25 protein-coding genes are annotated in these 26,877 nt (G+C 68.4%); 10 read left to right on the forward strand and 15 right to left on the reverse strand.

Annotation, left to right across the window (positions count from 1 at the left end; genetic code table 11):
• The first annotated feature begins 139 nt into the window (after positions 1-139).
• Positions 140-472, forward strand: a complete 333-nt coding sequence (locus ACO057_RS08280; RefSeq protein ID WP_421990486.1) for a carboxymuconolactone decarboxylase family protein — start codon at positions 140-142, stop codon at positions 470-472.
• A gap of 36 nt (positions 473-508) precedes the next feature.
• Positions 509-1,297, forward strand: coding sequence for an N-acyl homoserine lactonase family protein (locus ACO057_RS08285; RefSeq protein ID WP_421990488.1), 789 nt, complete (start codon positions 509-511; stop codon positions 1,295-1,297).
• Positions 1,298-1,340: 43 nt separating this feature from the next.
• Here ACO057_RS08285 and ACO057_RS08290 read toward each other — a convergent pair whose 3' ends face one another.
• From ACO057_RS08290 to ACO057_RS08300, 3 genes are read right to left on the reverse strand one after another with little or no spacing between them, the layout of a single operon-like run.
• Positions 1,341-1,721, reverse strand: a complete 381-nt coding sequence (locus tag ACO057_RS08290) for a hypothetical protein (RefSeq protein ID WP_421990490.1) — start codon at positions 1,719-1,721, stop codon at positions 1,341-1,343.
• Positions 1,722-1,773: 52 nt separating this feature from the next.
• The gene (locus tag ACO057_RS08295) at positions 1,774-2,106 is read right to left on the reverse strand and encodes a hypothetical protein (RefSeq protein WP_421990492.1); all 333 of its coding nucleotides are present in this window, start codon (positions 2,104-2,106) and stop codon (positions 1,774-1,776) included.
• Positions 2,107-2,135: 29 nt separating this feature from the next.
• Positions 2,136-2,495: a hypothetical protein gene (locus ACO057_RS08300; RefSeq protein ID WP_421990494.1), complete on the reverse strand. Its 360-nt coding sequence runs from the start codon at positions 2,493-2,495 to the stop codon at positions 2,136-2,138.
• A 108-nt stretch (positions 2,496-2,603) separates the two neighbouring features.
• Between ACO057_RS08300 and ACO057_RS08305 the strand changes: the two genes are divergently transcribed.
• Entirely contained in the window at positions 2,604-3,908 is a 1,305-nt protein-coding gene (locus tag ACO057_RS08305) for an NtaA/DmoA family FMN-dependent monooxygenase (protein ID WP_421990496.1), read from the forward strand.
• 135 nt (positions 3,909-4,043) lie between these two features.
• The gene (locus ACO057_RS08310; RefSeq protein ID WP_421990498.1) at positions 4,044-4,343 is read left to right on the forward strand and encodes a thermonuclease family protein; all 300 of its coding nucleotides are present in this window, start codon (positions 4,044-4,046) and stop codon (positions 4,341-4,343) included.
• A 100-nt stretch (positions 4,344-4,443) separates the two neighbouring features.
• Here the strand turns inward: ACO057_RS08310 and ACO057_RS08315 are convergent, their stop codons facing one another.
• Complete coding sequence (locus tag ACO057_RS08315) at positions 4,444-5,667, reverse strand: alpha-hydroxy acid oxidase (RefSeq protein WP_421990500.1); 1,224 nt, start codon at positions 5,665-5,667, stop codon at positions 4,444-4,446.
• Positions 5,668-5,979: 312 nt separating this feature from the next.
• Here ACO057_RS08315 and ACO057_RS08320 point away from each other — a divergent pair, with 312 nt between their 5' ends.
• Positions 5,980-7,293 carry an MFS family transporter gene (locus tag ACO057_RS08320; RefSeq protein ID WP_421990502.1) on the forward strand — a complete coding sequence of 438 codons (1,314 nt, stop codon included), beginning with the start codon at positions 5,980-5,982 and terminating at the stop codon, positions 7,291-7,293.
• An 83-nt stretch (positions 7,294-7,376) separates the two neighbouring features.
• Here ACO057_RS08320 and ACO057_RS08325 read toward each other — a convergent pair whose 3' ends face one another.
• The 8 genes from ACO057_RS08325 to ACO057_RS08360 form a co-directional block, all read right to left on the reverse strand.
• Positions 7,377-7,979, reverse strand: a complete 603-nt coding sequence (locus ACO057_RS08325) for a GrpB family protein (RefSeq protein ID WP_421990504.1) — start codon at positions 7,977-7,979, stop codon at positions 7,377-7,379.
• A 19-nt stretch (positions 7,980-7,998) separates the two neighbouring features.
• Positions 7,999-8,967 carry a Bug family tripartite tricarboxylate transporter substrate binding protein gene (locus tag ACO057_RS08330; RefSeq protein ID WP_421990506.1) on the reverse strand — a complete coding sequence of 323 codons (969 nt, stop codon included), beginning with the start codon at positions 8,965-8,967 and terminating at the stop codon, positions 7,999-8,001.
• A gap of 135 nt (positions 8,968-9,102) precedes the next feature.
• Positions 9,103-10,605 carry an OprO/OprP family phosphate-selective porin gene (locus tag ACO057_RS08335; protein ID WP_421990508.1) on the reverse strand — a complete coding sequence of 501 codons (1,503 nt, stop codon included), beginning with the start codon at positions 10,603-10,605 and terminating at the stop codon, positions 9,103-9,105.
• A gap of 431 nt (positions 10,606-11,036) precedes the next feature.
• Positions 11,037-12,029 carry a hypothetical protein gene (locus tag ACO057_RS08340; RefSeq protein ID WP_421990510.1) on the reverse strand — a complete coding sequence of 331 codons (993 nt, stop codon included), beginning with the start codon at positions 12,027-12,029 and terminating at the stop codon, positions 11,037-11,039.
• 46 nt (positions 12,030-12,075) lie between these two features.
• A complete protein-coding gene (locus ACO057_RS08345; RefSeq protein WP_421990512.1) occupies positions 12,076-13,926 on the reverse strand; it encodes an ABC transporter ATP-binding protein in 1,851 nt (616 codons plus the stop codon).
• Positions 13,927-13,928: 2 nt separating this feature from the next.
• Positions 13,929-14,903 (reverse strand): zinc-binding dehydrogenase, encoded by a 975-nt coding sequence (locus ACO057_RS08350; RefSeq protein ID WP_421990514.1) that lies wholly within the window; start codon positions 14,901-14,903, stop codon positions 13,929-13,931.
• 58 nt (positions 14,904-14,961) lie between these two features.
• A complete protein-coding gene (locus tag ACO057_RS08355) occupies positions 14,962-16,665 on the reverse strand; it encodes a gamma-glutamyltransferase family protein (RefSeq protein WP_421990516.1) in 1,704 nt (567 codons plus the stop codon).
• A gap of 76 nt (positions 16,666-16,741) precedes the next feature.
• Positions 16,742-17,200, reverse strand: coding sequence for a GNAT family N-acetyltransferase (locus ACO057_RS08360; protein ID WP_421990518.1), 459 nt, complete (start codon positions 17,198-17,200; stop codon positions 16,742-16,744).
• A gap of 262 nt (positions 17,201-17,462) precedes the next feature.
• Here ACO057_RS08360 and ACO057_RS08365 point away from each other — a divergent pair, with 262 nt between their 5' ends.
• The 4 genes from ACO057_RS08365 to ACO057_RS08380 all read left to right on the forward strand — a co-directional run bounded on the left by ACO057_RS08365 (position 17,463) and on the right by ACO057_RS08380 (position 21,372).
• Entirely contained in the window at positions 17,463-18,065 is a 603-nt protein-coding gene (locus ACO057_RS08365; RefSeq protein WP_421990520.1) for a PadR family transcriptional regulator, read from the forward strand.
• Entirely contained in the window at positions 18,065-18,808 is a 744-nt protein-coding gene (locus ACO057_RS08370; protein ID WP_421990522.1) for a siderophore-interacting protein, read from the forward strand. Before ACO057_RS08365 ends, ACO057_RS08370 begins: the two co-directional genes overlap by 1 nt.
• Positions 18,809-18,948: 140 nt before the next feature.
• Positions 18,949-20,433 carry an amidohydrolase family protein gene (locus ACO057_RS08375; protein WP_421990524.1) on the forward strand — a complete coding sequence of 495 codons (1,485 nt, stop codon included), beginning with the start codon at positions 18,949-18,951 and terminating at the stop codon, positions 20,431-20,433.
• A 6-nt stretch (positions 20,434-20,439) separates the two neighbouring features.
• Complete coding sequence (locus ACO057_RS08380) at positions 20,440-21,372, forward strand: CobW family GTP-binding protein (RefSeq protein ID WP_421990526.1); 933 nt, start codon at positions 20,440-20,442, stop codon at positions 21,370-21,372.
• Positions 21,373-21,511: 139 nt separating this feature from the next.
• Here ACO057_RS08380 and ACO057_RS08385 read toward each other — a convergent pair whose 3' ends face one another.
• From ACO057_RS08385 to ACO057_RS08395, 3 genes are all read right to left on the reverse strand, one after another.
• Positions 21,512-23,578, reverse strand: coding sequence for a hypothetical protein (locus ACO057_RS08385; protein ID WP_421990528.1), 2,067 nt, complete (start codon positions 23,576-23,578; stop codon positions 21,512-21,514).
• A 116-nt stretch (positions 23,579-23,694) separates the two neighbouring features.
• Entirely contained in the window at positions 23,695-24,414 is a 720-nt protein-coding gene (locus ACO057_RS08390; RefSeq protein WP_421990530.1) for a GntR family transcriptional regulator, read from the reverse strand.
• A gap of 16 nt (positions 24,415-24,430) precedes the next feature.
• The gene (locus ACO057_RS08395) at positions 24,431-26,053 is read right to left on the reverse strand and encodes a thiamine pyrophosphate-binding protein (protein ID WP_421990532.1); all 1,623 of its coding nucleotides are present in this window, start codon (positions 26,051-26,053) and stop codon (positions 24,431-24,433) included.
• Between the two features lie 85 nt (positions 26,054-26,138).
• Here ACO057_RS08395 and ACO057_RS08400 point away from each other — a divergent pair, with 85 nt between their 5' ends.
• Positions 26,139-26,870 carry a sulfite exporter TauE/SafE family protein gene (locus tag ACO057_RS08400; RefSeq protein WP_421990534.1) on the forward strand — a complete coding sequence of 244 codons (732 nt, stop codon included), beginning with the start codon at positions 26,139-26,141 and terminating at the stop codon, positions 26,868-26,870.
• Positions 26,871-26,877 lie beyond the last annotated feature (7 nt).

Below are 26,877 nucleotides of genomic sequence, written 5' to 3' on the forward strand. Positions count from 1 at the left end.
GCCGGTCCAGGCCGGCTCGTTGAGTAAAACTCCACCACGCCGGCCCCGCGGCCGCAATAAATTTGCGGGGCAGACCGACGATGCTTGCTGCCTTCTGACGCTCGGCCATAGGCTTTCCTCCAACCGGAGGTACGACCCAATGAAGAAGCCGATCCCGCAATCCGCCCAGCGCGACCTCGTCCGCAAGACCGTTCCCGCCCTCGTCGAATTCACCGAGCGCGTCGTCTATGGCGAGGTGTGGGAACGCGAGGACCTGTCCAAGCGCGATCGCAGCCTGGTGACCGTCGCAGCGCTGGTCGCGAGCTATCGGCCCGAGCAGCTCAACACCCATATCGGCCGCGCGCTGGACAACGGCGTGACGCAGGAGGAGCTCGCGGGGCTCATCACGCATCTGGCCTTCTATGCGGGCTGGCCCGCCTCGATGACGGCCGCGCGGGTGCTGACCGAGGTCCTCGAGAAGCGCGGGGCGTGAGCAGGCGCGCCGCCATCCCAGATCCAGGCTCCAGCAATGACCCATGAGATCTACGCCCTGCGCTATGCCCGGCGCGACGCGCGCCGCCACCAGCACTTCATCGGCGGCGACCCGCATGACGGGCCGATGCCGATGGATTATTTCGTCTGGGCGATCCGCGACGGCGCGCGCGTGATCGTCGTCGACACGGGCTTCACGGCCGCGGTCGCTCGCAAGCGCGGCCGCGAGCATCTGCGCTGCCCGGTCGAGAGCCTGGCGCTGCTGGGCATCGATGCGGCCGCCGTGACGGACGTCGTGCTGACGCATCTGCATTACGACCATGTCGGCAATTTCGACCGCTTCCCCCAGGCGAATTTCCACCTGCGCGAGGCCGAGCTGCACTACGCTTGCGGCCACTTCATGCGGCACAAGCAGCTGCGCCATTCCTTCGAGGTGGAGGATGTCACCGGCATCATCCGCATGAACTATGCCGAGCGCGTGCTCTTCCACGAGGGCGTGGTGGAACCCTGGCCAGGCATCCGCCTGCACCCGACCGGCGGGCATTCGGCGGGGCTGCAATTCGTCTCCGTGGCGACGGCGCGGGGCAGCGTCGTGCTCGCCTCCGACGTCACGCATTTCTACGAGAACCTGGAAAGCGGGCGGCCCTATACCACGGCCTTCCATGTCGGCGAGATGCTGGACGGTTTCGATCGCCTGCGCGCGGCGGCGAGCTCGCCCGCGCATATCATTCCCGGGCACGACCCGCTGGTGATGCAGCGCTACCCCGCGGTGAGCCCCGATCTGGAGGGCATCGCCGTGCGGCTGGACCTCGCACCCCTTGCATAAGGAACGCGGGCCAGCAAGCCGGCGGCCCCGCTATTGGCCCCCGTTATTGGCAGGTGACGCGCACGACCTCGGCGAGCTCATTGGCGCGCAGTGGGGGCCGGCCCGGCTGGTTCAGCTGATAGCCGAGCGCGATATGGGCCGTGGCCCCCGGCGCGATGGCGCGCGGCGCGCTCGCCGCGCGGCCGAGGAACGGCGCGGTCACCACCAGCTGGAAGTTGCGGGCCTGCGCGCTCGAATTGCGCAGCAGAACGGAATAGGTCGCGCGCCCCCCCGCTCCGGGCTCCAGCTGCGTGTCGAAGCGCAGGGCCTGGATGGCACCTGAGCAATAGGTCGCCATCTGCGCCCGCGCCGGCAGCAGGGCGGCGGAGCCGGCAAGGATCAGTCCGGACAGCAAGGCATGGCGAAGCATCGGCGGTGTTTCCATCAGGCCGCGGACCATGCCATTCGAACAGCCGCAGGCCAACCGGGCCAGGCGCTCAGCCGGGCAGGCAGGAAATACGCGTCACCTGCGCCAGCCGGTCACCGCGCAGGGCTGCCACCCCCGGCTGCCAGGCCTGGTAGCCAAGCGGAACCGTCAGGCGGCCGCTGGCGGGGATGCTGCGCGGCGCCGCCGTGGGGCGCTGGAAAAGCGTCGCCGTCACGACCAGCACGAAGCTCCGCTCCACGTCGAGCGCGTTCCGCAGCACCGCCGAATAGGTGACGATGCCGCGGGGTGGCGGGTCCACATGCGTCTCGAAGCGCTCGACCAGCAGGGTTTCGTCGCAATAGGCGGCTGCGGGCTCCTGTGCCGCGGCAGGGGTGGCCAGCACCAGGGCGATTCCCCACGCCGGCAGAAACCTCAAAGGCAGGCGACCCGCGTGACCTGGGCGAGCTGGTCGCCCCGCAGCGGCGCGACGCCGGGCAGGTTCGGCGAATAGCCCAGCGCCAGGGTCATGGCCGCATTCGCGCGCAGCGTCTGCGTCGCCGCCGGAGGGCGGCCGAGGAAGCTGCCAGTCACGACCATCTGGAAATTCCGGGGCTGCGACTGCGTGTTGCGCAACAGGACGGAATAGCTCGCCCGCCCGCCGGGGCCGGGCACGACGCTGGTGATGAAGCGCTCCGCCACGATCGCGCCGCCGCAATAGCTCGCCTCCTGGGCGAGCGCCGGCGACACGGCACCGCAAAGAACGAAACCGGTGAGGGCGATGGCTCGATGCATGTCTGAATCCCGCTGCGGCGCGAGGATGGCACCCGCGCGCCGGATCACCAATCGGCGCTGGCGATGGCGGGCATAGACGGATGCTCTCCCGGGCCTAGGATTGCCGGCATGTCCTCGAAGATGCACCTCGTCGCCTATCTCAAGGCCGGCCCCTCGGCCTCCTATCCCAGCACCTGGCGCCATCCCGCCGCCACGCTGGACGACCTCTTCGAGGGCGAGCGCTGGGAAAGCCTCGCCCGAACCATGGAGGCCGCGCGCTTCGACGCCTGCTTCTTCGCCGACGGCCTCGGCATCCCCGATCTGTATAAGGACAGTTACGACGACTATCTCGGCCGCGGCGGGCAGCTTTCGCTGATGGATCCGATGGCGCTGCTGCCGCTGATGGCGCGGGTGACGAAGCATCTCGGCCTCGGCGCCACGCTCTCCACCAGCTTCATGCCGGCCTATATGATCGCGCGCTACCTCGGCACGCTCGACCTGCTGAGCAAGGGCCGCGCGGCCTGGAACGTCGTCACCACAGCGCGCGATTTCGAGGCGCAGAACTGCGGCCATGACGGCCTGCCGCCCAAGGACCAGCGCTACGACATGGCCGACGAGGTCATGGAGGCCTGCGACGCGCTATGGAACGGCTGGGACGAGGATGCGCTGGTGCTGGACAAGGCCGGCGGCGTCTTCGCCGATCCCGCGAAGGTCCGCTACGCGCATTACAAGGGGAAGTACGTCAGCGTGCGCGGGCCGCTCTCCATCCCGCGTAGCCCGCAGGTGCGCCCAGCGATCATGCAGGCGGGCTCCTCGCCGCGCGGCCGCGAATTCGCGGCGCGATGGGGCGAGATGCTCTTCGCCACGCCTGCGACCAAGGCCGACGCGCTGGCCTTCCGCACCGATATCCACGCGCGGATGGCGGCGATCGGCCGCGATCCCGCCGAATGCAAGGTCCTGCCGTCGATGACCGTGGTGGTGGGCGAGACGGAATCGATCGCAAGGGAGAAGGCCGCCTATCTCGAATCGCTGGTGGATCCGGAACTGGTGATCGCCTCCAGCTCCTGGTCCGTCGTCGCCGACCTCTCGAAGATCGAAAACCCCGACGCGCTCGACAAGCCGGGCAGCAACCAGGGCGTCGCCGGCCATCGCGACCGCATGATGCAGGTGGCCAAGGACAAGGGCATCACCTTCGCCGAAGCCGTGCGCCGGCCCCGCGCGCTGGTGGCGGGCACGCCGAAGATGATCGCCGATCTGATGGAGGACTGGTTCACCTCCGGCGCCTGCGACGGCTTCATCCTGCCGCCGACCGTCTTCCCCGCGACCTTCGAGGAGTTCGGACGGATGGTCGTGCCGGAACTGCAGCGGCGCGGGCTGTTCCGCAGGGAATATGCCGGCAGGACCCTGCGCGAGAACCTGCGAAACCCGGGTTAGCCCCCCTGGCGGCGCGAGGGCCGTGACGGCACATGCGGGCGAATGCACAGACTTGCCCTTGCCGCCTTCGCCCTTCTCCTTTCCCTCGCTCCCGCCCATGCCCAATCTCAGTCTCAGTCTCAGTCCCGCTGCCGCGTGACCGACGGCGACACGATCCGCTGCGGTGACGAGCGGATCCGCATGCTCGGCCTGGACGCACCCGAGATGTGCGGCGAATGCCCTCGCGAGATCCGCGCCGCGCGCGCCGCCAAGGCGCGGCTGGAGCGGCTCACGGCGAACGGAATCGTGCTGGAGCGCCACGGCCGCGACCGCTATCGCCGCACCCTGGCCATCGTTCGCGACAATCGCAGGCGCGACCTGGCGCAGGTCCTGATCCGCGAAGGCCATGCCCGTCCCTATTACGGGCGCGGACCGCGCGGAGGCTGGTGCGGCTAGAGCCTTCTTCGTTCGCAAGGGCTCACTTCGAAGTCTCTAGCTCTTTGTTTTTTCGAGCATCTTTACCCGACCAGACGATTCCGTCTGATCGGGTGATGCTCTAGCCCAGCAGGGCCCGCGCCTCTTCGATCGTCGTCACGCCCACCTGGCCCATATTGCTGCGCAACTCCTCGAGGAAGGAGTTCGCGGCATGGTCGCCCCCCGCCTCCCCGATCGCCACGACGGACCACAGGAAGGCCCGCGCCGCGAAGGTGAATTCCGCGCCCATCGCCAGGCCGCGCAGCATGTCGAGCCCCGAGCGCACCGAACCGTCCAGCAGGATCCTGGCGCGTCCCGCCACGCGCTCGCGGATCGCCGGCAGCATCTCGATACCCGCCGGCGCCGCGTCGGACTGCCGGCCGCCATGGTTGGAGACGAGGATGCCGTCGCAGCCGATCTCCACCGCGCGCTGGGCATCGTCGGGGTGCAGGATGCCCTTCACCACCATCGCGCGCGGCCAGGCATCGCGCAGCCGCGCCACGGCGTCCCAGGTGATGGCCTGGCCCATCTCGCGCTGGGCGAAGGCCGCGATGTCGAAGATGCCCGCGCCCTCGGGCAGATAGGCGCGCAGGGATTCGAAGCCGGGGCGGCCCCGGCGCAGCGTCTCCAGCGCCCAGGCCGGCGAGAGCGCGATGTCGCGCAGCGTGCGCGCCCGCCAGCGGAAGGGCACCTCCAGGCCATTGGCCACGTCGCCCACGCGCTTGGGCCGGCAGGGCACGTCCATCGTCACGACCAGCACCTGCGCCCCCGCCACCTCGGCACGGCGCACGAGGTCGAGCGAGAGACGGTGCTGCTGCGCCGGCAGGGCGTAGAGCTGGAACCAATAGACGTCGGGCGCGAGCCTCGCGAGCGTCTCGATGCTCTCATTGGCGACGGTCGAGCCGATATAGGGGATGCGCGCCTTCTGCGCCGCGCGGGCAAGGATCGCGCCCGTGCCCGGCCAGACGATGCCCGGATTGCCCATGGGCGAGACGCCGAGGGGCATGGCGTAGTCCTGCCCGAAGAGCGAGACGCGCGTGTCGATTTCGGAGACGTCGAGGCCGTAGCGCGGCACGATGCGAACGGCGTCCATGGCGGCGCGGTTGTGCGCGACGTTGGGCGAGCCCGCGCCCACGCCGTTGGCGGCATAATCATAGGCGAAGCGCGGGGCGCGGCGGCGGGCCTGGGCCTGCATTGCGTCGTAGTGCGGGAAGAGGCGGCGCAGACGCAGACCCTCCGCATCGAGCGCCGCGACGGGGGGCGGCGGCGCCGTCGTCAGGCCGGCGGTCTCAAGGGCATCGGGCATCGGCAGCAATCTCCCAGGCCGGGCTCGGCGGCCCTGTCATCAAGGCGACATAGGAGCCCTGCTTGGCGCGAGGGGCAAGGCAACGCCGTTCAGGGGCTCCCGCCGCCGGCTTCCAATAGGCGAACGGCAAGCCATTGCAAGTACGCGATAAAAATTCGCCAAACGGGCCCTGCCCCAAGGCGAAAATCCGCAAATCCCCGTCCAGGACCGCGCAGAATCCATGCTGCGTCGCAGCGTGACAGTCCAGGTTCGACAACCTACACGCATCGTAATGACTTGAGGGAATGGTCCGGCACACACGGAGGAATCCCCATGAGTTCCAGCGGCATCGTCGCCGGCAGCCCCCATGAGATGCGCCAGCGCATCCGCGCCATCGTCGGCGCGGCATCCGGCAATCTCGTCGAGTGGTACGACTTCTACGCCTATGCCTTCACCGCGCTGTACTTCGCCCATGCCTTCTTCCCGGCCGGCGACCCGACCATCCAGCTTCTGAACACCGCGGCCGTCTTCGCCATCGGCTTCCTGATGCGCCCGATCGGCGGCTGGCTCTTCGGCCGCCTCGGCGACCGCAAGGGACGCAAGTTCTCGATGCTGACCTCCGTGCTGCTGATGTGCGGCGGCTCGCTGCTCATCGCCGTGATCCCGACCTATGAGACCATCGGCATCGCCGCACCCATCGTGCTGCTGGTGGCGCGCATGGCCCAGGGCCTGTCGGTCGGCGGCGAATACGGCACCTCGGCCACCTATATGAGCGAGGTCGCGACCTCGAAGAACCGCGGCTTCTACGCCTCCTTCCAGTATGTGACGCTGATCGGCGGCCAGCTGCTCGCCGTGCTGGTGATCGTCGTGCTGGAATTCACGCTGACGACGGAAGAGATGCGCGCCTGGGGCTGGCGCATTCCCTTCCTGATCGGCGCGGCGGCGGCCGTCATCGCGCTCTATCTGCGGCGTTCGCTCCACGAGACCACCACGGCGGAAAGCCGCGCCAACAAGGACGCCGGCTCGCTGCGCGCCCTGCTGAAGCACCCACGCGCGATGCTGACCGTAATGGGGCTGACGGCGGGCGGCTCGCTCGCCTTCTATACCTTCACCACCTACATGCAGAAGTTCCTGGTCAATACGGCCGGCTTCCCGGTGAAGACGGTCAGCATCCTCATGGCCGTGGTGCTGCTTTGCTACATGGCCATGCAGCCGATCTTCGGCGCCATCTCCGACCGCTTCGGGCGGCGCAACCTGCTCTTCGTCTTCTGCATCGGCGGCATCCTGACGACGGTGCCGCTGCTGGCCGCGCTGGGCAGCGCCTCCTCGCCCGTGGTGGCCGGCGCACTGCTACTCGGCGCCCTGGCGATCGTGAGCTGCTACACCGCGATCAGCGGCGTGCTGAAGGCGGAGCTCTTCCCCGCCGAGATCCGCGCGCTGGGCGTCGGCTTCTCCTATGCTATCGCCAATGCGCTGTTCGGTGGCTCGGCGGAATATGTCGCGCTGCGCTTCAAGGCCGCGGGCATGGAGGGCGGCTTCGCCTGGTACGTGATCGCGCTGATGGTGGTGGCGCTGATCTCCGTGTGCTTCATGCCGGACATGCAGAAGCACGGCCACATGCGCGACGAGCACAGCCCGCCGCGGTGAAGGTGTAACGGTGCCGTCGCTCCCTGGGGAACGGCGGCGCCGCGGGTCGGCATCGCCTCCCTCATGGGAGCGCGGCCCGTCGGTCATTCCCCGGAAAAATCGGCCCCGGAAAAATCGGGTTTGGGCTCTCGCCATGCCGTTCGCGCGGCCCACTCCTCGGCACCCGCCATGATGAGGTCGAACACGGGATCCTTGATGTCGTAATAGGCGTCGACATCGTTCGGAAAGCGCGCCGCGAGCCGCCTCTTGATCGTCTCGTAGGCCTTGGCGGCATCCGGGTGCGATACCAGGAAGTCGCGGCACAGCAGCGCATAACGCTGATTGAAACGGCCGTGTTCCCGGACGTGAAGATTGGCCGGCCTCGTCGTGGACCGGAAGAACAACTTCGCCAGATCGGCTGCATCGAGCCGCGCACCCGGCGGGGCATGGTCGGCCAGCCCGTGCACCGGCTCGAAACCGGCCGCCCGCAGCGCCGAGGAATCGACCTCGGCGAGAGACCCGACCGTCAGCTGGATGTCGATCACATCCTTTGCCGCCAGCCCGGGCACGGCCGTCGAGCCGATGTGGTGAATGATCGAGGCGGCCGGCGCAGCCTGCCAGATGCCTCGCGCCAACCGGCGGAACTGCGCCGGCCAATCGGAACGATAGCCAAGAATGCGGATTGCGGGGCTCGATCCATAGGTCATGGACCGATCATAGGCCGCGTCACTCCGGCCGCAGCCCCATCTTCTGCACGACCTCGGCCCATTTGCGGACCTCGCCGGCGACATAGGCGCCGAATTCCGCGGGCGAGCCGCGCTGCGGCTGGATGCCCTGGCTCTGCAGCTGCGGGGCGATGCGGTCCATCGAGGTCCGCAGCGCCGCGTTCAGCCGCTCGACGATGGCCGGCGGCAGGTTCGCCGGCCCCATCACCCCGCCCCAGCTGACGGCCTCGAAGCCCGGCACCGTCTCGGCCACGGCCGCGAGGTCCGGCGCCTCGGCGACGCGCCGGGCGGAGGTCACGGCCACCGCCCTCACCCGCCCCGCCGCCGCATGCGGCAGCAGCACGGGCGCGGTGTCGCAGCTCAGCGGCACGACGCCGGCGATGAGGTCGGAGGTCAGCGGGGCGCTGCCGCGATAGGGGATGTGCTGCATCTCGATCCCGGTGAGCGACTTCAGCAGCTCCATGCCCATATGCCCGGCCGAGCCCACGCCCGCCGTGCCATAGCTCAGACGCCCGCCCTGCTCGCGCGCATAGGCCAGGAATTCCGGGAAGGTCCGCACGGGGACGGCGGCGTTCATCCCCATGACGAGCGGCACGACGGACACCGCCATCACCGGCGAGAAATCGCGGATCGGGTCATAGGGCGTGCGGCTGCCATAGAGCGCCGGGCCCGTGCCGTTCGGCCCGGCATTGCCCATCAGCAGCGTGTAGCCATCGGGCGCGCTACGGGCGACGTGCTCGCCGGCGATGAAGCCATTGGCGCCGGGACGGTTCTCGACGACGAGGGTCTGGCCCAGCAGCTCGCTCATATGCGGCGCGAGCATCCGCGCGATGATGTCGCTCGCGCCCCCCGGCGGATAGGGGATGACCATGCGGATCGGCCGCGAGGGCCAGGCGGATTGCGCGATCGCGGGGGCGGCCAGGATGGCGGAGCCGGCCAGCGGCAGCATCTGTCGGCGGCGGTAGGACATGGATACTCTTTCCTCTCGTCGGGCTTCTGCGCGCCCTGCGGAAGACATCGTGTCCGATCCCGATGGCGCGGGGAAGACGGAACGGGAGGGTGCCGCGGCCCGGCGGGGAACGATCGGGCCGCGGCTTTCAGCAGGTCAGTAGACGACCTGCAGACGCATCGCGACCGTGTCGATGCGCTGGCCGATCTGCGTGGTGCCGGCGGCATTGAGCCGGTCCACGTTCACGTTGTTCCACTGCAGCATCGCGCGCATGTTGTTGTTCAGGTACCAGTTGACGCCCAGGCCGATCACCTCCTGGCGGCCGCCATAGGTGCCGCCCGTGGAGCTTGCCGAGCGGCCGCGGGTGACGTGGTCGTTCAGGTCGGCGACGCTGTAGCGGCCGACCAGCTCGAAGGCGCCCATGCCGCCGTCGCGCAGGTTGAACGGACGCCGGGGGCGCACGCCGTCGAAGGCCGCGCGCGAGGTCGAGTAGTTGCGCGTCTCGCCGGTCATCACCCAGCTCGCCTCGACATAGCCGCCCTCGAAGTTCAGGTCGGGACGAGGCGCGGCGCCGGCCTTGGACTGGTCTACGCCGATCTGGATGTATTCGCCCTGCAGCATGAAGTTGCGGTAGCGGAACGCGAACTCCGGACCCCACTGATAGGCGCTGTCCGCCGCCAGCGAGCCCGTGTCGATCAGGCGGTTGTTGTCGATGCGCAGCTCGGGGCGGTCGCGCAGCCGGAGGCTCTGACCGGAGGCGGTACGGCCGAGATCGAAGGCCGCCGAGGTCGAGAAGCCGAGATGCAGGTCCATGTCCTGGCTCGCGATCGGGCGGCCGGCGACGCGGAAGGTACCGCCCGTCTGCTGGGGCGTCGCCAGCTCGGCGCTCTGCGAGCCGTAGGTGCCGCCCGTCAGGTAGCCGGCCACGAAGAAGCGGCGGTCGGCCCAGCGGGCACCGACCGCGGAGCGCGCGCTGCTGCCCGCGATGCTGGTGGCCAGGTTGACGATGGACGGCCGCTCCATGAACAGGATGTTGGCGGAGCTCGTCGAGTCATTGAGCGTCAGCGACGGTTTGAAGTAACCCGCCGAGATCATCAGCGGACGCATCGGGTTCCAGTTGATGCTTGCCTCGTAGAGCGACGGGCTGCCGTCTGGCGAGCCGCCGAACTCGGGCGTCAGGTTCATCGTGAAGTCGTCGTAGCGGAAGGTGAAGGGCAGCCGACCCCGGCGCAGGTTCGTCCCGAAGCTGTTCATCTTCTGGACGCCGCGATTGTCCGGGCTGCTCCGCCCGTCGCGGATGTAGCCGCCGATGTCGAAATGCATCACCGCGCCGACCGAGGCCGAGAAGCGGCCGTCACCCGAGGTGAAGGTCGGACGCCCGTTGGACATGCTGATGCGAACCGGCGGCTGGGCGGAAGCTCCCGCGGCGGCCGGAGCGGGGGCGGCAGCCACGGCCTGTGCCGCGCTGCGTTGCGCGGCGCTGGCTTCGGCCCGGGCGGCGGCGGCTTCCTCACGCGCGGCGCGCGCGGCGCTCTCGCTGCGCGAGGATTCGCGCCGCATCCGGTTCAATTCGCCCTGCAGTGAGCGGATCTGCGTCTCGATCGCCTGAAGTCTCGCGGCATCCTGGGCGTGTGCCGGCTGCATCATGCCGATCGCCATCAGGCTTACTCCGGCCAGAAGCACAGCCGGCCGCCCCAATCGCACCATCATTGTCATTGTCTCTCCAACTCGCATCACCGTGATGCGGGCCGGACACTAGGGAGGGAGCGATCCGGGAATGACCGTCAAACAATGTATGCTTGGTTATAAACAAATGACGTTTTTTTATGGAAATGTAATGGGTTAGGATAAATTAACGAAAATACACCTTACACGCAAGAAATTTGTCCGGACAATTTCAGTCGGCGAGTATCCGACCGTCGAGCACACGCGTTGGTTGTGAAATTCCGACTAGCTCCCCGCTGGATTGCCTCCGGGCATGTTCAGGAAATGCGGCGGCGGAGGGACCGCGAGGAATGCTCGTTTCCAGAAGGCGCGGGACATGGCTCGTCGGTCGTGGAAAAATCCCGCAGGAGTTCCCGAACGGGCCCTCAGGTCCGGCGGATCGGGGGGCCGGCCGCCTGATGCGTCGGAGCCGGCAGCCGAAGTTGCCGCGCGTCATGACGGGGGCGGGCTTGCGGCATGGGCCGAGCCTGCTGGGCGGATCGAATCTGCCGGTCCGAAGGCGCCCGTTGCTGCGCCGAACGGGTCGCGCGATCCGAGCGCGTCTGCTGGGCCGTGCGTGTCGTCCGCGCCTGCTGAACAGGCCGCGCCGGCGTGTTCTGGCGCGCCACCTGAGCGGAACGGCCAGGCCGGGCAGTCCGGGCCTGCTGCACGGAGCGTGTCGTCCGGGCGGAACGCGCCACCGGGACGGCGCGCCCCTGCCGGACCAGATGGGCCTGCGGCGCCGAACGGAAATGGCGCCGCGCATAGGTCTGCGGGAAAGCCCGCGCCTCGCGATAGTCCTCTCTATCGGGCGTGGGGCCGATCGCCTGGGACAGGCTCGCCCACCAGGCGCGATAGCCCGCTCCCGTGGGATGGATGCCGTCGCCCGAAAGATAGCTGCACCGCGCCGGACGCCCGGAATGCACATGCATGTAGTCGCGCCCTGAGCCGACCCGGACCAGCGGCTCGCGGGCCAGGGCCCGGTCGAGCGCGGAGCTGCCGCGCTCCAGGCTGTCGTCCTGAGGGAAGCAGCCGGGGGTGGCCCAGGTGATCTCCTGCGCCTGCCACCGGCCCATGATGGCGGCCAGCCGGCCGGGATAGGCCTCGGCCGACCAGGGGTCGAGGCCGCGCAGGTCGTTGGTGCCGATCACCACCACCATGCGGCGGGCGCAGCGCGGATTCTGCGCGCGCAGCCAGGGCAGGCCGATGCCCGTCCGCGCGATGACCTCGAAGCCGGCCGCCCGCGCATAGGGGCCCATGCCCACGGCGAGGCTGTCGCCGATCAGGATGTCGGGGCAGGACGAGGCCGGCACGGCCGCCTGCCCTGCCAGAGGGCAGGCCAGAAACAGGAGCGTGGCGAGGGCGGTGAAAATTCTCATGCGGCCGCTGTTATCGCCCGTTCCGTTGCGTTCCGCATCAGGGTTTCTACCTGTATCCCTGAGCCTGCAATTCGAAGAGCTCGGCATAGCGGCCGCGCTGGGCGATCAGCTCCTCATGCGTGCCCTGCGCCTCCACCTTGCCCTCGGCCAGGACGAGGATGCGGTCGGCCATGCGGACGCTGGAGAATCGGTGCGATATCAGAACGGCCGTCTTGCCCTGGCTCAACTCCTTGAAACGGCGGAAGACCTCGAATTCCGAGCGCGCGTCCAGCGCGGCGGTCGGCTCGTCCAGCACCAGCACCTCGGCCTCGCGCATATAGGCCCGCGCGATGGCGATCTTCTGCCACTCGCCGCCCGAGAGCTCGACGCCATTGCGGAAGCGCTTGCCGATCATCTGCTCATAGCCGCGCGGCAGCCGGCCCACGACCTCATCGGCCTGGCTGCGCCCGGCGGCGCGCTCGATGCGGGACTGGTCCGCGCGGGCGTCGATGCGCCCGACGGCGATGTTGTCGCCGGCGGTGAGGTTGTAGCGCACGAAATCCTGGAAGATGACGCCCATGCAGCCGCGCAGGGCTTCCAGATCGTAGTCGCGCAGATCCTTGCCATCCAGCAGGATACGGCCCTCATCGGGGTCGTAGAGGCGCGTCAGCAGCTTCACCAGCGTGGTCTTCCCCGCGCCGTTCTCGCCGACGAGCGCCACCACCTCCCCCGCCTTCAGCGCGAAGCTGAGATGACGAACGGCCCATCGCCCGGCGCCGGGATAGGCGAAGCCGACATCTTCAAAAAGAAAGCCTTCCTGGATGGGATGGGGGACGGGCAGCGGGTTCTCGGGCGAGAGGATCTCGGGCCGGGTCTCGAAGAAGCCGAAGAGGTCATCGAGGTAGAGCGCCTGCCCCGCCATCAGCGAGAAGCCGGAGAGCAGCCCTTCCAGCAGCCCGCGCAGCCGCAGGAAGGAACCGGCCAGGAAGGTCAGGTCGCCGACGGAGAAGGTGCCGGCCAGCGTCATCCAGACGATATAGGCATAGGCGAGGTAGTAGCCGGCCGTGCCGATCGCGGTGAAGACCGCGCCCCATTGCGCCCGGCGCAGCGCCAACGCGCGGTTGGCGGCATAGAAGGCGGCCGAGAGGGCCAGGTAGCGCTCGATCAGGAAGGCGTGGAGGCCGAAGATCTTGACCTCCTTGGCCGTCTCCACGCTGGCCGCGGTCTGGCGGACGTAGTCGAGCTCGCGCCGCTCGGGCGTGCGGCCGAAGTCGAGCGAATAGCCTTGCGAATTGAAATGGGATTCGCCGAGGAAGGCCGGCACCAGCGCCAGGATCAGCAGCACGATCAGCCAGGGCGCGAAGACGAGAAGGCCGGCGGCGAGGCTCGCCACCGTCACCACGTCCTGCGCCTGGTTGAAGAGCAGGTTCATCAGCGTGATGCGGCCGCTGGTCTGGCGCCGCGCGCGCTCCAGCTGATCCTGGAACTCCGCATCCTCGAAATCCTCGAGGTCGAGGCTGGCGGCATGCTCCATGAGGCGGACGCTGGAGGCGTTGGTCACGCGCTCGGACAGCAGGCCGTCGACGAGCGAGACCACGCGGCCCAGCAGGTCGGCGGCGACGGCAAGCCCGAATTCGGCGGCCAGCAGCCAGGCGATCCAGTCCAGCTTTCCGTCATGCCACGCGGAGGAAAAGCTCGCGGGACGCTCAGGCTCGCGGAGCAGCAGCACGACGTCGTCGATGATGAGCTTGCCGATAAAGAGCGTCGCGATGGGCAGCAGCGCGCGCACCAGCCGGAGCGTCAGCGAGGCGGCGGTGAGCCCGGGGCTCGTGCGCCAGACCATCGCCAGGAAGGGACGCAGGTTGCGCAGCGCGCCCACGCGCTCCTTCAGCGTTCGGGGGGGCGCGCTGCCGGCCATGCTCAGGGGACCATCGCGATCTTCCCGAAGTGCTGGTTCGCCTTCATATGCGCCAGCGCCTCGACCACCTGATCCAGCGAGAAGACCTTGTCGATCGGCAGAGCGAGCTTGCCCGCTTCCAGCGCCGACCAGAGGTCCTCGCGCATCCGGCGCACGATCTCGCGCACCTCCTCGGTGCTGCGGGTGCGGAAGGTGACGCCGATATAGCTGATGCGGCGCGCCGCATGCAGATCGAAGTCGAACTCCGCCTTGGCCCCGCCGAGCCGGCCGACATTCACGATGCGCCCGAGGATGGCCGTCGCCGCCAGGGTCTGGGCGACGAGCGGACCGCTGATCTGGTCCACCACGGCATCCACGCCGCGCCCACCGGTCGCGTCCAGCACCTGCTTCACCCAGGCGGGGTCGTTGGTGTCGACGGCCAGCGTCGCGCCGAATTCCTTCAGCCGCGCGCGCTTCGCTTGATTGGTCGAGGAGCCCACGACCACGCTGGCCCCCATCAGCTTCGCGATCTGCATCCCCATCAGCCCCACGCCCGAGGAGGCGCCCTGGATCATGATCGCCTTGCCCGGCGCGCAGAGCCCATGCGTCACCACCGCATCATGCATGGTCTGCAGCGCGACGGGCAGCGTGGCCGCGACCTCCCAGGGCATGTTGGTATCGGGCACGAGGCTCACGCGTCCCCAATCGGCCAAAGCGTATTCGGCGTAGGAGCCGGCCATGCCGCCCATCACGCGCATGCCAGGCTGGAGCGTCTTGGGGACATCGCTACCGCATTCGACGATCTCGCCGGCGCCCTCGAGCCCCGGGATGGCGCCGATGCCGCCCTGCGCGCCATGCGCATGACCGGCCGCGACGCCGAGATCGGCGCGGTTCAGCCCGATGGCGCGCAGCTTCACCAGGATCTGCTGCGGGCCGGGCTTCGGCGTGGGGACCTCCTGGAGGGCGAGGCCCTGGGCGGTGACGACGGCGGCTTTCATGGTGTCTCTTCCGGAACGGTTCGGCGCCAGCTTGGCCCCTTCCGCCTCCGGGCGAAACTCACCCCGCGATGGCATAGGCCGGACGGCGCGGATCGGCCCCGGCGCGGACCAGCCCGGCCTTCTTATCCGTCAAGATCATCTCCACGCTGCCGGCGAGCCAGGTCCTCTCCGGCCAGTCCTTCACCTCATGGCCGCGTGCCGTGAGCTCCGCCCGCGTGGCCGCGTCCACGCCGGACTCGACGGCGAGGCGGCCCGGAAAATACTCGAAGGGCGCGAAGGAGGAGGGGAAGGAATAGGAGGCCACGCGCGGCGCCTCGATCGCCTCCTGCACCTCCATGCCGAAATGCAGCACGTTGAGCATGACCTGCAACATGGCCTGGATCTGCACATCGCCGCCCGGCGTCCCGAAGGGCATGACATCGCCCTCGCGCGTCACCACCATCGCCGGATTGGGCGTGAGGCGCGGGCGCTTGCCGGGTGCCACGCCGCAGGGATGCGCCGGATCGGGCCGGCTCTGGCTGCCGCGGTTGGAGGGGATGAGGCCCAGCCCCGGCACCACCGGCGAATTCCACGACCCGTCCGACGGCGTGGCCGAAAAGGCATTGCCCCAGCGATCCACCACCGCGACGTAGGAGGTGTCGGCTTCCACCATCGGCGCGAGGCCCTTCGTGCGCGGATGGATGCCGGTGCCGCTGTTGAGCACCGGGCCGGGCATGCCGGGACAGGCGCGCCGCGGGTCGATCGCCGCGACGCGCGTGGCGAGATGCGCCTCCGAGAGCAGGGCTTCGAGCGGGACCTCGACGAAGTCGGGATCGCCGAAATGATATTCGCGATCGGCCATCGCGGCCTTCACGCTTTCGGTCAGCAGATGGAGGTAGTCGGCCGAGTTATGCGCCATGTCGGCGAAGCCCGCGCGCTCCATCAGCAGCAGCGCCTCGATCAGGGCGGGCCCCTGGCACCAGGGGCCGCAGGTCATCACCTCGTGGCCTCGCCAGGGCCGGATGACGGCGGGCTCGATCTTCGAGCGGAAGCCGGCCATGTCCTCCATCGAGAGGAAGCCGCCCTCCTGCTTCTGGAAGGCCACGATCTCGCGCGCGATGTCGCCGCGATAGAAGGCCGCATGCGCCGCGGCGAGCCCTGCCAGACGCCCCTTCCCCGCCGCCTTCCGTTCTTCGTCGGCCATATAGGTAAGGCTGCGCGCGAGGTCGGATTGCACGAAGCGCGCGCCGACCTTCGGCACCTCGCCACCCGGCAGGAAGATCGCGGCGTTGGAGGGATAGCTCGCATAGTCAGCGCGATGGTTAGCGATGCTGTCGGCCAGCAGCGGGAATACGGAAAAACCCTCGGCGGCGAAGCGGATCGCGTATTGCGCGACCTCGGCAAAGCCCATGGTGCCGTGGCGCTCCAGAGCCGTGATCCAGGCATCCGGCGCAGCGGGAACGACGGTGCGGCGGACTCCGTTGGGGATCTCGCCGCCATGCTCGCGCAGGAAGATGTCGGGCGGCAGGCTGCGCGGCCAATGGCCGAGACCCGCGATGGTCTCCACCCTGCCATCGGCCATGCGGATCATGATCGGCGCCACGCCCGCCACGTTCACGAGGTCGGGCAGCAGCACGCCGAGCGCGAGGCCGGCCGCGCAGCCGGCATCCACGGCATTGCCGCCGGCCTCCAGCACGGCGTGCCCGGCCGTCGCGGCCAGGTAGTGGCCGGCGCTCACCGCGTGGCGGGGGCCGCTCAAGGTCGGGCGGGTGGCGAAGCTCATGGGGCGTTCTCCGGTCGGGCGGCGATACTGCGCCGCCTGTCGGCGACCGCAAGCGGATTGTGGCGCGGCCCTCTCCTTATAAGGATCGCCGCATGAACACCGTCACGCCGCCCGGCACGACCTCCTTGCGCTCCGTCTCCTCGAAGCCGCGCCGCCCATAGAAGGCGACGTTCCCGCCGAAGAGCGGGTTGGTGTAGAGCCGCAGCTCCGGCAGGCTGAGCGAGCGCGCTAGCGCCTCGGCGTGGTGCAGCAGAACCACGCCTCTACCCCTTCCCTGCTGGTCGGGCCGGACGGCGAGGTTCTCGATGAGCAGGTGGTCCGGCTGGGGGATGGTCTCGATCAGCGCGACCAGCTCGCCCTCCTCCTCCCAGAGATCGATGAGATGCTCGGCGACGGCGCGCTCGAAATCCGCGCGCATCGGCAGGGGCTCGCGCCCGATCAGCGGGACCCATTGGGCATAGGCCGAGCGGGTGAGCGCGCGCGCGGCGGCGGCATCCGCGAGGGTGGCGCGCCGCAGGGGTGGCAGTCTCGTCATGGGAAAGCTCCGAACGTCCGGACACAAAAAAGGCCGCGCTGGGGGCGCGGCCTGTCGATGGGCGCGTCAGCCGCGCGTCATCGTCGCCGCGCCGGCAGGCGCAAAGCGGGGACGCGACGTCGGAGAAGCAGCGAGGCGTTCATGCGGCCCCCAGCTTGGGGTGGTGGCGCGGCGCGGCGCAAGGATGACGCAAATTTATCTTGAAAAGATGCAATCAAGATATATCTTAGTCACATCTTAACCACTCCAGAAGGAATATCCGATGTTCGGATCCAGACATCACAGACATCACGACGGCTGCGCCTCCCACGGCGAAGGGCGCCATGCCATGCGGCGGGGCGGCGGCTTCTTCGGCGGGCGCGGCGGCGGCTGGGACATGGAAGGCGAGCGCGACGGCGGACGCCGCCAGCGCGTTTTCGGCGGCGACGAGCTGCGCCTCGTCCTGCTCAAGCTCATCGCCGAGACGCCGCGCCACGGCTACGACCTCATCCGCGCCATCGAGGAGCGCACCGGCGGCGCCTATGCGCCCAGCCCCGGCGTCGTCTATCCGACGCTCACCCTGCTCGCGGAAATGGGCCTCATCGCCGAGCAGCATACGGATGGCGCGCGCAAGCTCTACGCCGTCACGCCCGAAGGCGCGCAGCATCTGGCGGAACGCGCGGCCGAGGTGGAGGCGCTCTTCGCCCGGCTGGACGCGCTCGGCCAGGCGCGCGACCACCTCGACGCCATGCCGCTGCGCCGCGCCGTGCACAACCTGCGCACCGTGCTGATGCACCGGATGGCCACCGGCACGCTCGACGGCGAGAAGATCCACGAGGCCGTGGCGCTGATCGACGAGACCGCCCGCAAGATCGAGCGCCTGTGATGGACGGCTCGACGCCCCGTCACCAGATCACCCGCCTGCGGCACGAGCTGCGCCGTCGGGTGGTCACCCTCGCCTCGGCCGAGCGGCTGACGCCGCATATGCTGCGCCTCGTCTTCACCTCGCCCGAGCTGCGCGATTTCGTCAGCGCCGGGCCGGACGACCACGTGAAGCTCTTCTTCGACGGCGAGATGCGCGACTACACGCCGCGCCGCTTCGATCCCGAGGCCGGCACGCTCACCCTCGACTTCGCGATCCACGAGGCCGGCCCCGCCACGGCCTGGGCGATGGCGGCCAGGCCCGGCGATTCCTTGCAGATCGCCGGACCGCGCGGCTCGGCCGTCGTGCCGGATGATTTCGATTGGTACCTGCTGATCGGCGACGAGACCGCCCTGCCCGCCATCGGCCGGCGGATCGAGGAACTGCGCCCGGGCGTGTCGGTGACGAGCTTCGTGCTGGTACCGGAAATGGACGACGCGCAGCATCTCGCGACCGCCGCCAATTGGACCGGCCATTGGATCGCGCGCGGTGCCTCCACGGACGATGCCGGGCTGCTGCTGGCCGCGATGCGGGGCTTCGCCTCGCCCCCGGGCGAGGGCTTCGTCTGGATCGCCGCCGAGGCGACGGCCGCCCGTGCCCTTCGCCGCCATGTGGTGGAGACGCTCGGCCATCCGAAGGCCTGGGTGAAGGCCGCCGGCTACTGGCTGCGCGGCGTGGCCGACGCGCATGAGCGCATCGAGGATTGAGCGCGCAAGCGGCAGCGCGGTCCGGACCGCCGCGCATTCGATCTGCGCCGGCGATTGCGCCCCGGCGCGAAGCTGCCTCTACTCCCTCGCGAAAGACGGTCCGCTGAGGGCCGCCGGCACATGAGTGGGACAGCAGCGCAATGGCAGGCATGGTGATCAGCGGCGGACGCGTGGTGGATCCGGCGAGCGGCATGGACGCCATCGCCGATGTCGCGCTGATGGACGGCAGGATCGTCGCCGTCGGCACCGGCCTGGGTGGCGCGGAACGCGTCATCGACGCCACCGGCCTCGTGGTCGCGCCGGGCTTCATCGACCTGCACGCCCATGGCCAGTCCGTGCCCGCCGACCGCATGCAGGCCTTCGACGGCTGCACCACCGTGCTGGACCTCGAGGCCGGCGTCCTGCCGGTCGGCGCCTGGTACAAGCGCCAGGAAAAGGCAGGGCGCGTGCTGAACTACGGCGCGGCCACCAACTGGGCCTTCGCGCGCATCGGCTCCATGACCGGCTCCAACGAGGAATCCTCGCTGGAGGCCTTCGGCCGCGCCATGCGCGACCGCCGCTGGATGGACAACATCGCCTCCGAGCCCGAGGTGGACGGCATCCTGGAGCGCATCGCGCGCGGGCTCGACGAGGGCGGCATCGGCGTGGGCATCCTCAACGCCTATGCCCCCGGCGCGGGCGTGCAGGAACTGACGGCCGTGTGCCAGCTCGCCGCCGGGCGCAACGTGCCCACCTTCACCCATGTCGCCTATATGTCGCGCATCGATCCCGAGAGCGCGGCCGAGGCCTATATCCGCCTCATCGGCTATGCCGGCGCCACCGGCTGCCACATGCACATCTGCCACTTCAACAGCTCGTCCAAGACGGACATCGAGCGTTGCGCGGCGATCGTCAGCAAGGCCATCGAACAGGGCCTGCCGATCACACTGGAGGCCTATCCCTACGGCACCGGCTCGACCGTCATGGCCGCAGCCTTCTTCGCCGATCCGCAGTTCATCGAGCGCAACGGCATGGGCTATGACAGCATCCAGCGCGTGACCGACGGCCATCGCTTCCGCGACCGCGCGGAGGTGCTCGCCGCCCAGGCAGAGGAGCCCTCGAGCCTCGTGCTCTGGCACGTGCTCGACGTCGACACCAACGCCCATCATCGCGACCTGCTGGACATGGCCGTGCTCTTCCCCGGCGGCGCCATCGCCTCCGACGCCATGCCCTGGTCCATGCCCGACGGCAGCAGCTACACCGGCGACGCCTGGCCGCTCCCGGCGGAGGCCACCTCCCATCCGCGCTCGGCCGGCTGCTTCACGCGCTTCATGCGCCACTGGGTGCGCGAGCGGCAGACGGTCTCGCTGATGGAGGGCGTCGCGAAATGCTCACTCATCCCCGCGCAGATCCTGGAGAAGAGCACGCCCGCCATGGCCGCCAAGGGCCGCCTCCAGCCGGGCGCGGATGCCGATGTGCTGGTCTTCGACTACGAGGCCCTGACCGACAAGGCCGAGTTCACCGCCATGAACCGCCCGGCCGAGGGCGTGCGCCATCTCATCGTCAGCGGTCATCCGCTGATCGCCGACGGCGTGCTGGACGAGGCCGCGCGGCCGGGCAAGCCGGTGCGCCGGCCGCACGGCTGATCGCGCATGCCCGTCCCCGTCCTCCTCGTCACGGGCTTTCTCGGCGCGGGCAAGACCACGGTGGTGAACCATCTGCTGGCCCATGCGCAGGGCCGGCGGATCGCCGCCGTGGTCAATGATTTCGGTACGATCAACATCGATGCGGAGCTGATCGCCGGCGCTTCCGACGGCGTGGTCAGCCTGCCGAATGGCTGCATCTGCTGCACGCTGGAGGGCGACCTGCTGCGCACCATCGCCAACCTGCTGCGGCGCGATCCGCGCCCGGAGGCCATCGTGATCGAGCCGAGCGGCGTGGCCGATCCCGCCGACATCATCCGCAACCTCATGGACCCGGTGATCTGGCGGGAGGCGCCGCTGGAGACGGTGCTCTGCGTGGTGGATGCGACCGCGCCGCCCGGGACGCTGGAGGACGCGCTGCTGCGCTCGCAGCTTCGCGCGGCCGATGTGGTGGCGCTGACCAAGACCGATCTGGCCAATGCGGAGGCCTGCGAACGGGTGCGCGCGGCGGTGCGCGCCCTCAAGCCGGCGGCGGTGCTGGTCGACGCGCCGCAGGGCGAGGTGCCCGCCGCCCTGCTCTTCCCCGACGATCCCGACCACCTCCCCGCGCCGCGCGATCCTGGCCGTCGCGGCCCGAAGGCCGACCGCTTCGAAACCCTGAGCTGGACTTCGGAGCATCCGGTCTCGCTGCCGCGGCTGCAGGCGGCGATCGGCCGGCTCGCGCCGAAGCTCGCGCGGGCCAAGGGGCTGTTCGAGACGGTGGAGCAGCCGGGGCGGCAGATGGTGTTCCAGCTCGCCGGCGGCCGCGCGACCCTGGCCGCGGCCGGTCCGCCGCCGGCCGGGCTGCCTTGCGTTCGGCTGGTGTTCATCGCCGAGATCGGCCGGCTCACGCGCGAGGAGATCGGCGCGGCGATGAAAGGCTGCGTGGCCGGGACCGGCTAGACCTTTTTCCGTTCGCAGGGGCGACGCTACAAAGATCCAGTTAGCGCATTAAGAGTGCAGCCCAGGAATTGATTCCGAGTGTTCGCCCTTTGGGGCTGGAGCAATTATTGGGCGGCCCAGGCAGCCGAAATCGGATATGTCAGGTGGCCTCGAACTCGTCGGCCACCAGACCCTCTCTTGGCTCACGCGCCCCTAGAGAGGCCTCAACCATCGGGTCAGGGGCCGCTGATGGATCAAGATCGGTAATTCCCAATTTGTCGAAGAAAACGGCACTGCGCTGGCGCGCATCCTGCCAAAGCTTTTCGTAAGGAACGATCTCTACGAAGAACTCCTTCCCAGCCTCGCCGATATAGCCGAACCGACCCAGACCGTCAGGTGTTTGGCGCATCGAGAACGGTCGCATTTCCTTCAAAAGCGTGTCAGTGAGATCCGCGACGACGTAGCAGTGAAAAGCAGCATCCTTTAACCGAATAGGCTTCATTCGACCTTTGTGATTGCGTAAATTGCTCGAGTCCCTGAGGCGTTCTACATAGTCGGTCAGCTGGCGGATAGGGTTGTCGTTGCCATTATAATTGTCACGCCCGGGCCGTTTAAATTCTACCAGAACAACCGTGTTGCTCGCCTCGCCTTCGCCCATCCAAGACGACACCGTATCGTAAAAGAAGGCGATATCCGGACGTTCCGCAGATTGGCTGTCTGTGAAGCTTCTCAACTCTTTGTCGGAGTTGAAGTAGGCGAAGAATGCCAATCGGTCGTCAAGGAGCCAGAGGTTGTGATCCTCATATGCGAGGTGTGAGTTATCCGTCCGCATTGGGCAGACCAGTCTGTGAAGTGCGTCCTCGCGGTGATCCCTCAGAGTATCTTCGTCGGCGTACTCGCGTAGCTTTTCCAGGAGATCGAGGACCGCCTTCCTACGTACTACGTATTCCGCGAGCATGCCCTTCTGATCCAAGGTAACCATACGATTGTAGCGGTCCGAGATTTCTCTAATGTTCACTTCGCCTTGGCGAGCGAGCTGCTTTTGCAATCCCGCGACCTGACCGTTCCGCCGGTACCGTTGCCGCGCCATCTCAATATAGACGTCTTCCCGGGATTGAGTGGAAGCCTTCAGGCCAGTAACAAAATTATCCATTTCCTCGTGAATGAATAGAAACTGCGGGTATTCGCGGACGAGGGCACGCGCCGTCCCGCGCTTTGCAGTTCTCATCTCACTGACAAATTCCTCCAGGAACTCCGCCACCGAGGCGACAAGGAGCTTGCGAAGCTCCTTCAGCAGATCAGCGTCCAACGTAAAGCCGGTCCGCTCGGCATTGACGTGTTGGTCGAGTAACTCACCCGACACGCAGCCCACGTAGACATCCTCAGAACGCAGAAGGTCCAGTCCGAGACTACCGTCGACAAGGTGCTGCTCAACTGTTCGCCCATTGGCGCATAGGAAAAGCCGATTGAAGCCCTTTTCCGGTCGCATCGCCTTCGAAACGCGAATGTGCTGCACATCGAAGGTATGGTCTAAGCCATCTAACTGAACCGTTACGGTCGTCTGCTTGGCTCCTCGTACGAGCGCCGCATAGGTGTCTGAGAGAGAGAATGTCTCCTGCCCATCTGTGACTCGTATGGGCACTCCCTTCGGCGACACAACCATTGGCAAGAAGTGAGCGATAAGCCGCTGCCTGATCGTTTCAGGCTTCACGGGGCACCGCCCGAGGAACGCAGGCCGAAAGTCAATAAGGTTCACCATGGTCCCCGGCTGGGCCGGCGGTCCTTTGCGTCCAGCATGCTCTTCGACCTGATTCTCCTCACTCAGGCGGAAGTCAAAGGATCGATGTGATAGGACTGCTCCGTCTTCAAATGTCGAGTCTACCCGAATACCGTCGAAGACTTTGAGCCATCCCAAGCGACCGACACCCTTCCCGCCTCGGCGCTGCTTATGACGTGAGTCTGGCCTCATAAATGAGTCGAAGTTCGCCGCGTTCAAACCGATCCCGTTATCGATCACGCGAAACCCGCTGATAGGAGAGTTCTCTTTGCCCTCCTCCTCGCGCAGGACTAAGACCTCGACTGCCCCAAGCCGGTGTGCATCGGTCTCGAGACGATCCTCAATCGCATGCAGCCCATTACTGACTGCCTCGTAGAGAGGCATCAGAGAATTTGCCTCTGAGGCCGGCAGTGGCAGCCGCTCTACTCGGCCGACGAAGTCCTGGGTCATGCTTGGCATGCACCAATGCTTGCATGCAAGCACGTGCTAGGGAAGTCCGCCGCGCCAAAGCTCCTGATGAGGGCGAGCATTGCCGCTCTTCGTTATTATATTCGGTCGCACGCACCTCAACGCAGCTCCACCGCGTATTGGATCCGCGAGGTCTCCAGCCACGACCGCCGCCGCTCCACGGGGCGGTCCATCACGTCGAAGGCGACGCGCTCGATGAGCAGCAGCGGCCAGCCTTCCTCGCGGCCCAGCAGGCGGGCGATGCCGGGCGGCGCCTCCACGGCGCGCAGCTTCTCCTCGACCCGCAGGATCGTGAGGCCGAAGCGGCGCTGATACAGGCCGTAGAATTCGTCGGTCAGCTCCTCGCCCAAGGGCGCGGCGAAGCCGGGGAAGAGGGCCTCGGGCAAAGCGATCAGCTCGGCGATCATGGCTTTGCCCTGGATGCGGCGCTCGCGCATCAGGCGGTGCACCCGCGCGTCCTTCTCCAGCTTCAGCGCGCGGCGCTCGGCGGCATCGGCGGGCGCGGTTTCCAGGCTGTGGTTGAGGCTGGTGGGGGTGACGCGGCCGCGATGGAGGGATTCGGCGCGGAAGAAGTGGAAGAGCTCGCGCTCGGGGGTGGCCTCGGCGACGCGGGAGCCGATGCCCTGGCGGCGCTCGATGAGGCGCTGGCGCTCCAGCGCGGCCAGCGCCCGGCGCAGCGTGCCCTGGCTGATGCCGAGATCGGCCGCGAGGACGGGCTCCGTGGGCAGGGATTGCCCGGGCTTGTAGTCGCCACGCGCGATGCGCGCGCGCAGCTCCGCCTCGGCGCGGATGTAGAGCGGCTGGCGCTCCAGCGTCATCGGACGCCGTCGCGCCTCACGCGCGCCTGAGGTTGGGCGCCGCCTTCCCCTCGATCATCACGTTCACGCAGGCCGGCTTGCCGCTGGCGAAGGCGCGTTCCAGCGCCGCCGGCAGGTCTTCCGCGTTCTCCACGAACTCGCCATGCCCACCGAGCGCCTGCACGACCTGGTCGTAACGCGTGCCCGGCAGCAGCTCGCAGCCATGGGTGCGGTTGGCGCCGTAGTCGCGCTTCTGGATCTGGTATTCCGCGTTCCACTTCGCATCGTTGCCGACGACGAGCACGAAGGGCAGCTCGTGACGGACGGCGGTGTCGAACTCGGCCATGTGAAAGCCGAAGGTGCCGTCGCCCATCACCGCGAGGATGCGTCCGGCGGGGCGCGCGGCGCGGGCGCCGATGGCGAAGGGGATGCCCGCGCCGATGGAGCCGGCGATGCTGTTCATCACGCGCTCTGGCGCGCGGAGGCAGGCCTGCATCCACTGGCCGATCTCGCCACCATCGGCGACGAGGACGGTGTCGGGCGTGACGAAACGGGCCAGGGCAGCACCGAGGGTGGCCGGGTGGATCGGCCCGCCGGATTTTTCAGCGAGGGGGCCCCATTCGGCGGGGCGATGGGCGATGGCTTCGGCCAGGGCTTCGCGCCAGCCCGTCTCGGGATGCGGCGCGGCGGCGGCGGCCAGGGCGGCCACCGCCTCCAGGGGCGCGGCCAGGGCAGCGAAGGCAATGCGGCCGGCCAGGAGCTGCGCCGCACGGGCCTGGAGCCTGGGGTCGGGATCGATGACGATCCAGCGGGCCTTGGCCTCGACGGCCGGGGCGCGGCCGAAGCGCAGCGTGAAGTCGAGCTGCTTGCCGAGCAGGACCACAAGATCGGCCTGGGCCAGCATCTCCGCGAAGGCGCCCAGCGAGGGATCGCCCAGGCCGCGCGGGCTTTCCATCAGCGCGATGGGCAAACCGAGGGCGGCCTCCAGCGCGGCACGGGCGCGGCGGCCATCGGGCGTGTTGAGCGCGGGGCCGGCGGCGAGGAAGGGCCGCTTCGCGACGGCAATGGCGGCGAGGATGGCGGTGGCGGTCTCCGGCGAGAGCGGCATGGCGGCGGGGCGGTAAGCCGCCTCCTCCGGCAGGGACGGCAGGGCCTTGGCCTCCAGCACGTCGGTCGGCAGGGAGATATGGACCGGCCCCGGACGGCCGGCACGGGCGATGCGGAAGGCCTTCGCGATGTCGGCGGGCAGGCCTTCGGTGGTTTGCGCGAGCCAGGCGGCCTTGCAGAGCGGCGCCGCCATCTCGACCTGCGGCGTCTCCTGGAAGGCCCCGAGGCCGAACTCGTTCAGCGGCGCATGGCCGGAGAGGAGAAGGACGGGCACCTCGCCGGCCAGCGTCGTCGGCAGGGCGGCGATGGCGTTGGTGTGCCCCTGCCCGCCGGTGACCAGCGCCACGCCGACCTCGCCGGTGAGCCGCGCCCAGGCATCGGCCATGTGCAGGGCCGCGGCCTCGTGGCGGACATGGATGATCTCGATGCCTTCCCCGAAGGCGGCGTCATAGACCGGCATGATGTGATTGCCGGAAAGGCTGAAGACGCGGCTGACGCCGCCCTGCTTCAGGGCGGACCAGAGGAGATCGGCACCGCGGGTCTCGTGTGGCATGGCTGTTGGCTCCCTTTCGGGAAGCCTGACCTAGTCTTGTATAAGATACAAGTTCCGGCCAGTCTGGCGGCATCTGGAAAGAATCATGTCCGCCGAATTGCTCATCCTACCCCTCGGGCTCTTCGTGGCCGCCTTTTGCTCCGGTCTCGCGGGCTTCGCCTTCAACCTCATCGGCGCGGGCATCCTTCTCCACTTCATGACGCCCCAATCCCTGGCGCCGATCCTGGTGCTGGGCAGCCTCGTGGTGCAGTGCATCAGCCTGCCCAGGGTGATCCGCTCGGCGAAATGGGGGCCGCTGATCATGCCGATCCTGGCCGGCGTGCTGGGCGTGCCGATCGGCATCCTCGTGCTGCAGGTCGCCGATCCCGACCAGGTCGGGATGATCGTGGGCGGGCTGCTCGTGGCCTATGGGGGCTACGCGCTGTCGCGCATGGCGCTGCGCCTGAAGCCGCGCCACATCGCCGGGAATCATTGGATCGACAAGGCCATCGGCTTCTTCTCGGGCATCCTGGGCGGGATCGGCGGCTTCTCCGGCGCGCTGCCCGCCATGTGGGTGGACCTCCAGGGCCTCGCCAAGGACGAGGCGCGCGCCCGGCTGCAGCCCTTCGTGACCGTCATGCAGATCATCACCGCGATCAGCATGGCCTTTGGCGGCTTCATGACGCGCGAGACCGGGATCGCCCTGCTGACCGCCCTGCCCGCTCTGGGGCTCGGCACCTGGCTCGGCCTCAAGGCCTATCACGTCATCCCCGCCCAGGGGTTCCGCCTGGTGCTGGTGGGGCTGCTGTTCCTCTCGGGCATTTCGCTGCTGCTCTGACGCATTC

Origin of the sequence: Roseococcus sp., assembly GCF_965227005.1 — a bacterium.
GTDB lineage: Bacteria > Pseudomonadota > Alphaproteobacteria > Acetobacterales > Acetobacteraceae > Roseococcus.

Bases quoted from the DNA above. Each gene is read 5' to 3' on its own strand.
- ACO057_RS08355 (WP_421990516.1), bottom strand. From the start codon at position 16,665: ATGAGCTTCGCCACCCGCCCGACCTTGAGCGGCCCCCGCCACGCGGTG.
- ACO057_RS08280 (WP_421990486.1), top strand. From the start codon at position 140: ATGAAGAAGCCGATCCCGCAATCCGCCCAGCGCGACCTCGTCCGCAAG.
- ACO057_RS08375 (WP_421990524.1), top strand. From the start codon at position 18,949: ATGGCAGGCATGGTGATCAGCGGCGGACGCGTGGTGGATCCGGCGAGC.
- ACO057_RS08350 (WP_421990514.1), bottom strand. From the start codon at position 14,903: ATGAAAGCCGCCGTCGTCACCGCCCAGGGCCTCGCCCTCCAGGAGGTC.
- ACO057_RS08320 (WP_421990502.1), top strand. From the start codon at position 5,980: ATGAGTTCCAGCGGCATCGTCGCCGGCAGCCCCCATGAGATGCGCCAG.
- ACO057_RS08345 (WP_421990512.1), bottom strand. From the start codon at position 13,926: ATGGCCGGCAGCGCGCCCCCCCGAACGCTGAAGGAGCGCGTGGGCGCG.
- ACO057_RS08360 (WP_421990518.1), bottom strand. From the start codon at position 17,200: ATGACGAGACTGCCACCCCTGCGGCGCGCCACCCTCGCGGATGCCGCC.
- ACO057_RS08340 (WP_421990510.1), bottom strand. From the start codon at position 12,029: ATGAGAATTTTCACCGCCCTCGCCACGCTCCTGTTTCTGGCCTGCCCT.
- ACO057_RS08385 (WP_421990528.1), bottom strand. From the start codon at position 23,578: ATGACCCAGGACTTCGTCGGCCGAGTAGAGCGGCTGCCACTGCCGGCC.
- ACO057_RS08400 (WP_421990534.1), top strand. From the start codon at position 26,139: ATGTCCGCCGAATTGCTCATCCTACCCCTCGGGCTCTTCGTGGCCGCC.
- ACO057_RS08395 (WP_421990532.1), bottom strand. From the start codon at position 26,053: ATGCCACACGAGACCCGCGGTGCCGATCTCCTCTGGTCCGCCCTGAAG.
- ACO057_RS08380 (WP_421990526.1), top strand. From the start codon at position 20,440: ATGCCCGTCCCCGTCCTCCTCGTCACGGGCTTTCTCGGCGCGGGCAAG.
- ACO057_RS08325 (WP_421990504.1), bottom strand. From the start codon at position 7,979: ATGACCTATGGATCGAGCCCCGCAATCCGCATTCTTGGCTATCGTTCC.
- ACO057_RS08285 (WP_421990488.1), top strand. From the start codon at position 509: ATGACCCATGAGATCTACGCCCTGCGCTATGCCCGGCGCGACGCGCGC.
- ACO057_RS08370 (WP_421990522.1), top strand. From the start codon at position 18,065: ATGGACGGCTCGACGCCCCGTCACCAGATCACCCGCCTGCGGCACGAG.
- ACO057_RS08300 (WP_421990494.1), bottom strand. From the start codon at position 2,495: ATGCATCGAGCCATCGCCCTCACCGGTTTCGTTCTTTGCGGTGCCGTG.
- ACO057_RS08315 (WP_421990500.1), bottom strand. From the start codon at position 5,667: ATGCCCGATGCCCTTGAGACCGCCGGCCTGACGACGGCGCCGCCGCCC.
- ACO057_RS08290 (WP_421990490.1), bottom strand. From the start codon at position 1,721: ATGGAAACACCGCCGATGCTTCGCCATGCCTTGCTGTCCGGACTGATC.
- ACO057_RS08305 (WP_421990496.1), top strand. From the start codon at position 2,604: ATGTCCTCGAAGATGCACCTCGTCGCCTATCTCAAGGCCGGCCCCTCG.
- ACO057_RS08365 (WP_421990520.1), top strand. From the start codon at position 17,463: ATGTTCGGATCCAGACATCACAGACATCACGACGGCTGCGCCTCCCAC.
- ACO057_RS08390 (WP_421990530.1), bottom strand. From the start codon at position 24,414: ATGACGCTGGAGCGCCAGCCGCTCTACATCCGCGCCGAGGCGGAGCTG.
- ACO057_RS08330 (WP_421990506.1), bottom strand. From the start codon at position 8,967: ATGTCCTACCGCCGCCGACAGATGCTGCCGCTGGCCGGCTCCGCCATC.
- ACO057_RS08335 (WP_421990508.1), bottom strand. From the start codon at position 10,605: ATGGCGATCGGCATGATGCAGCCGGCACACGCCCAGGATGCCGCGAGA.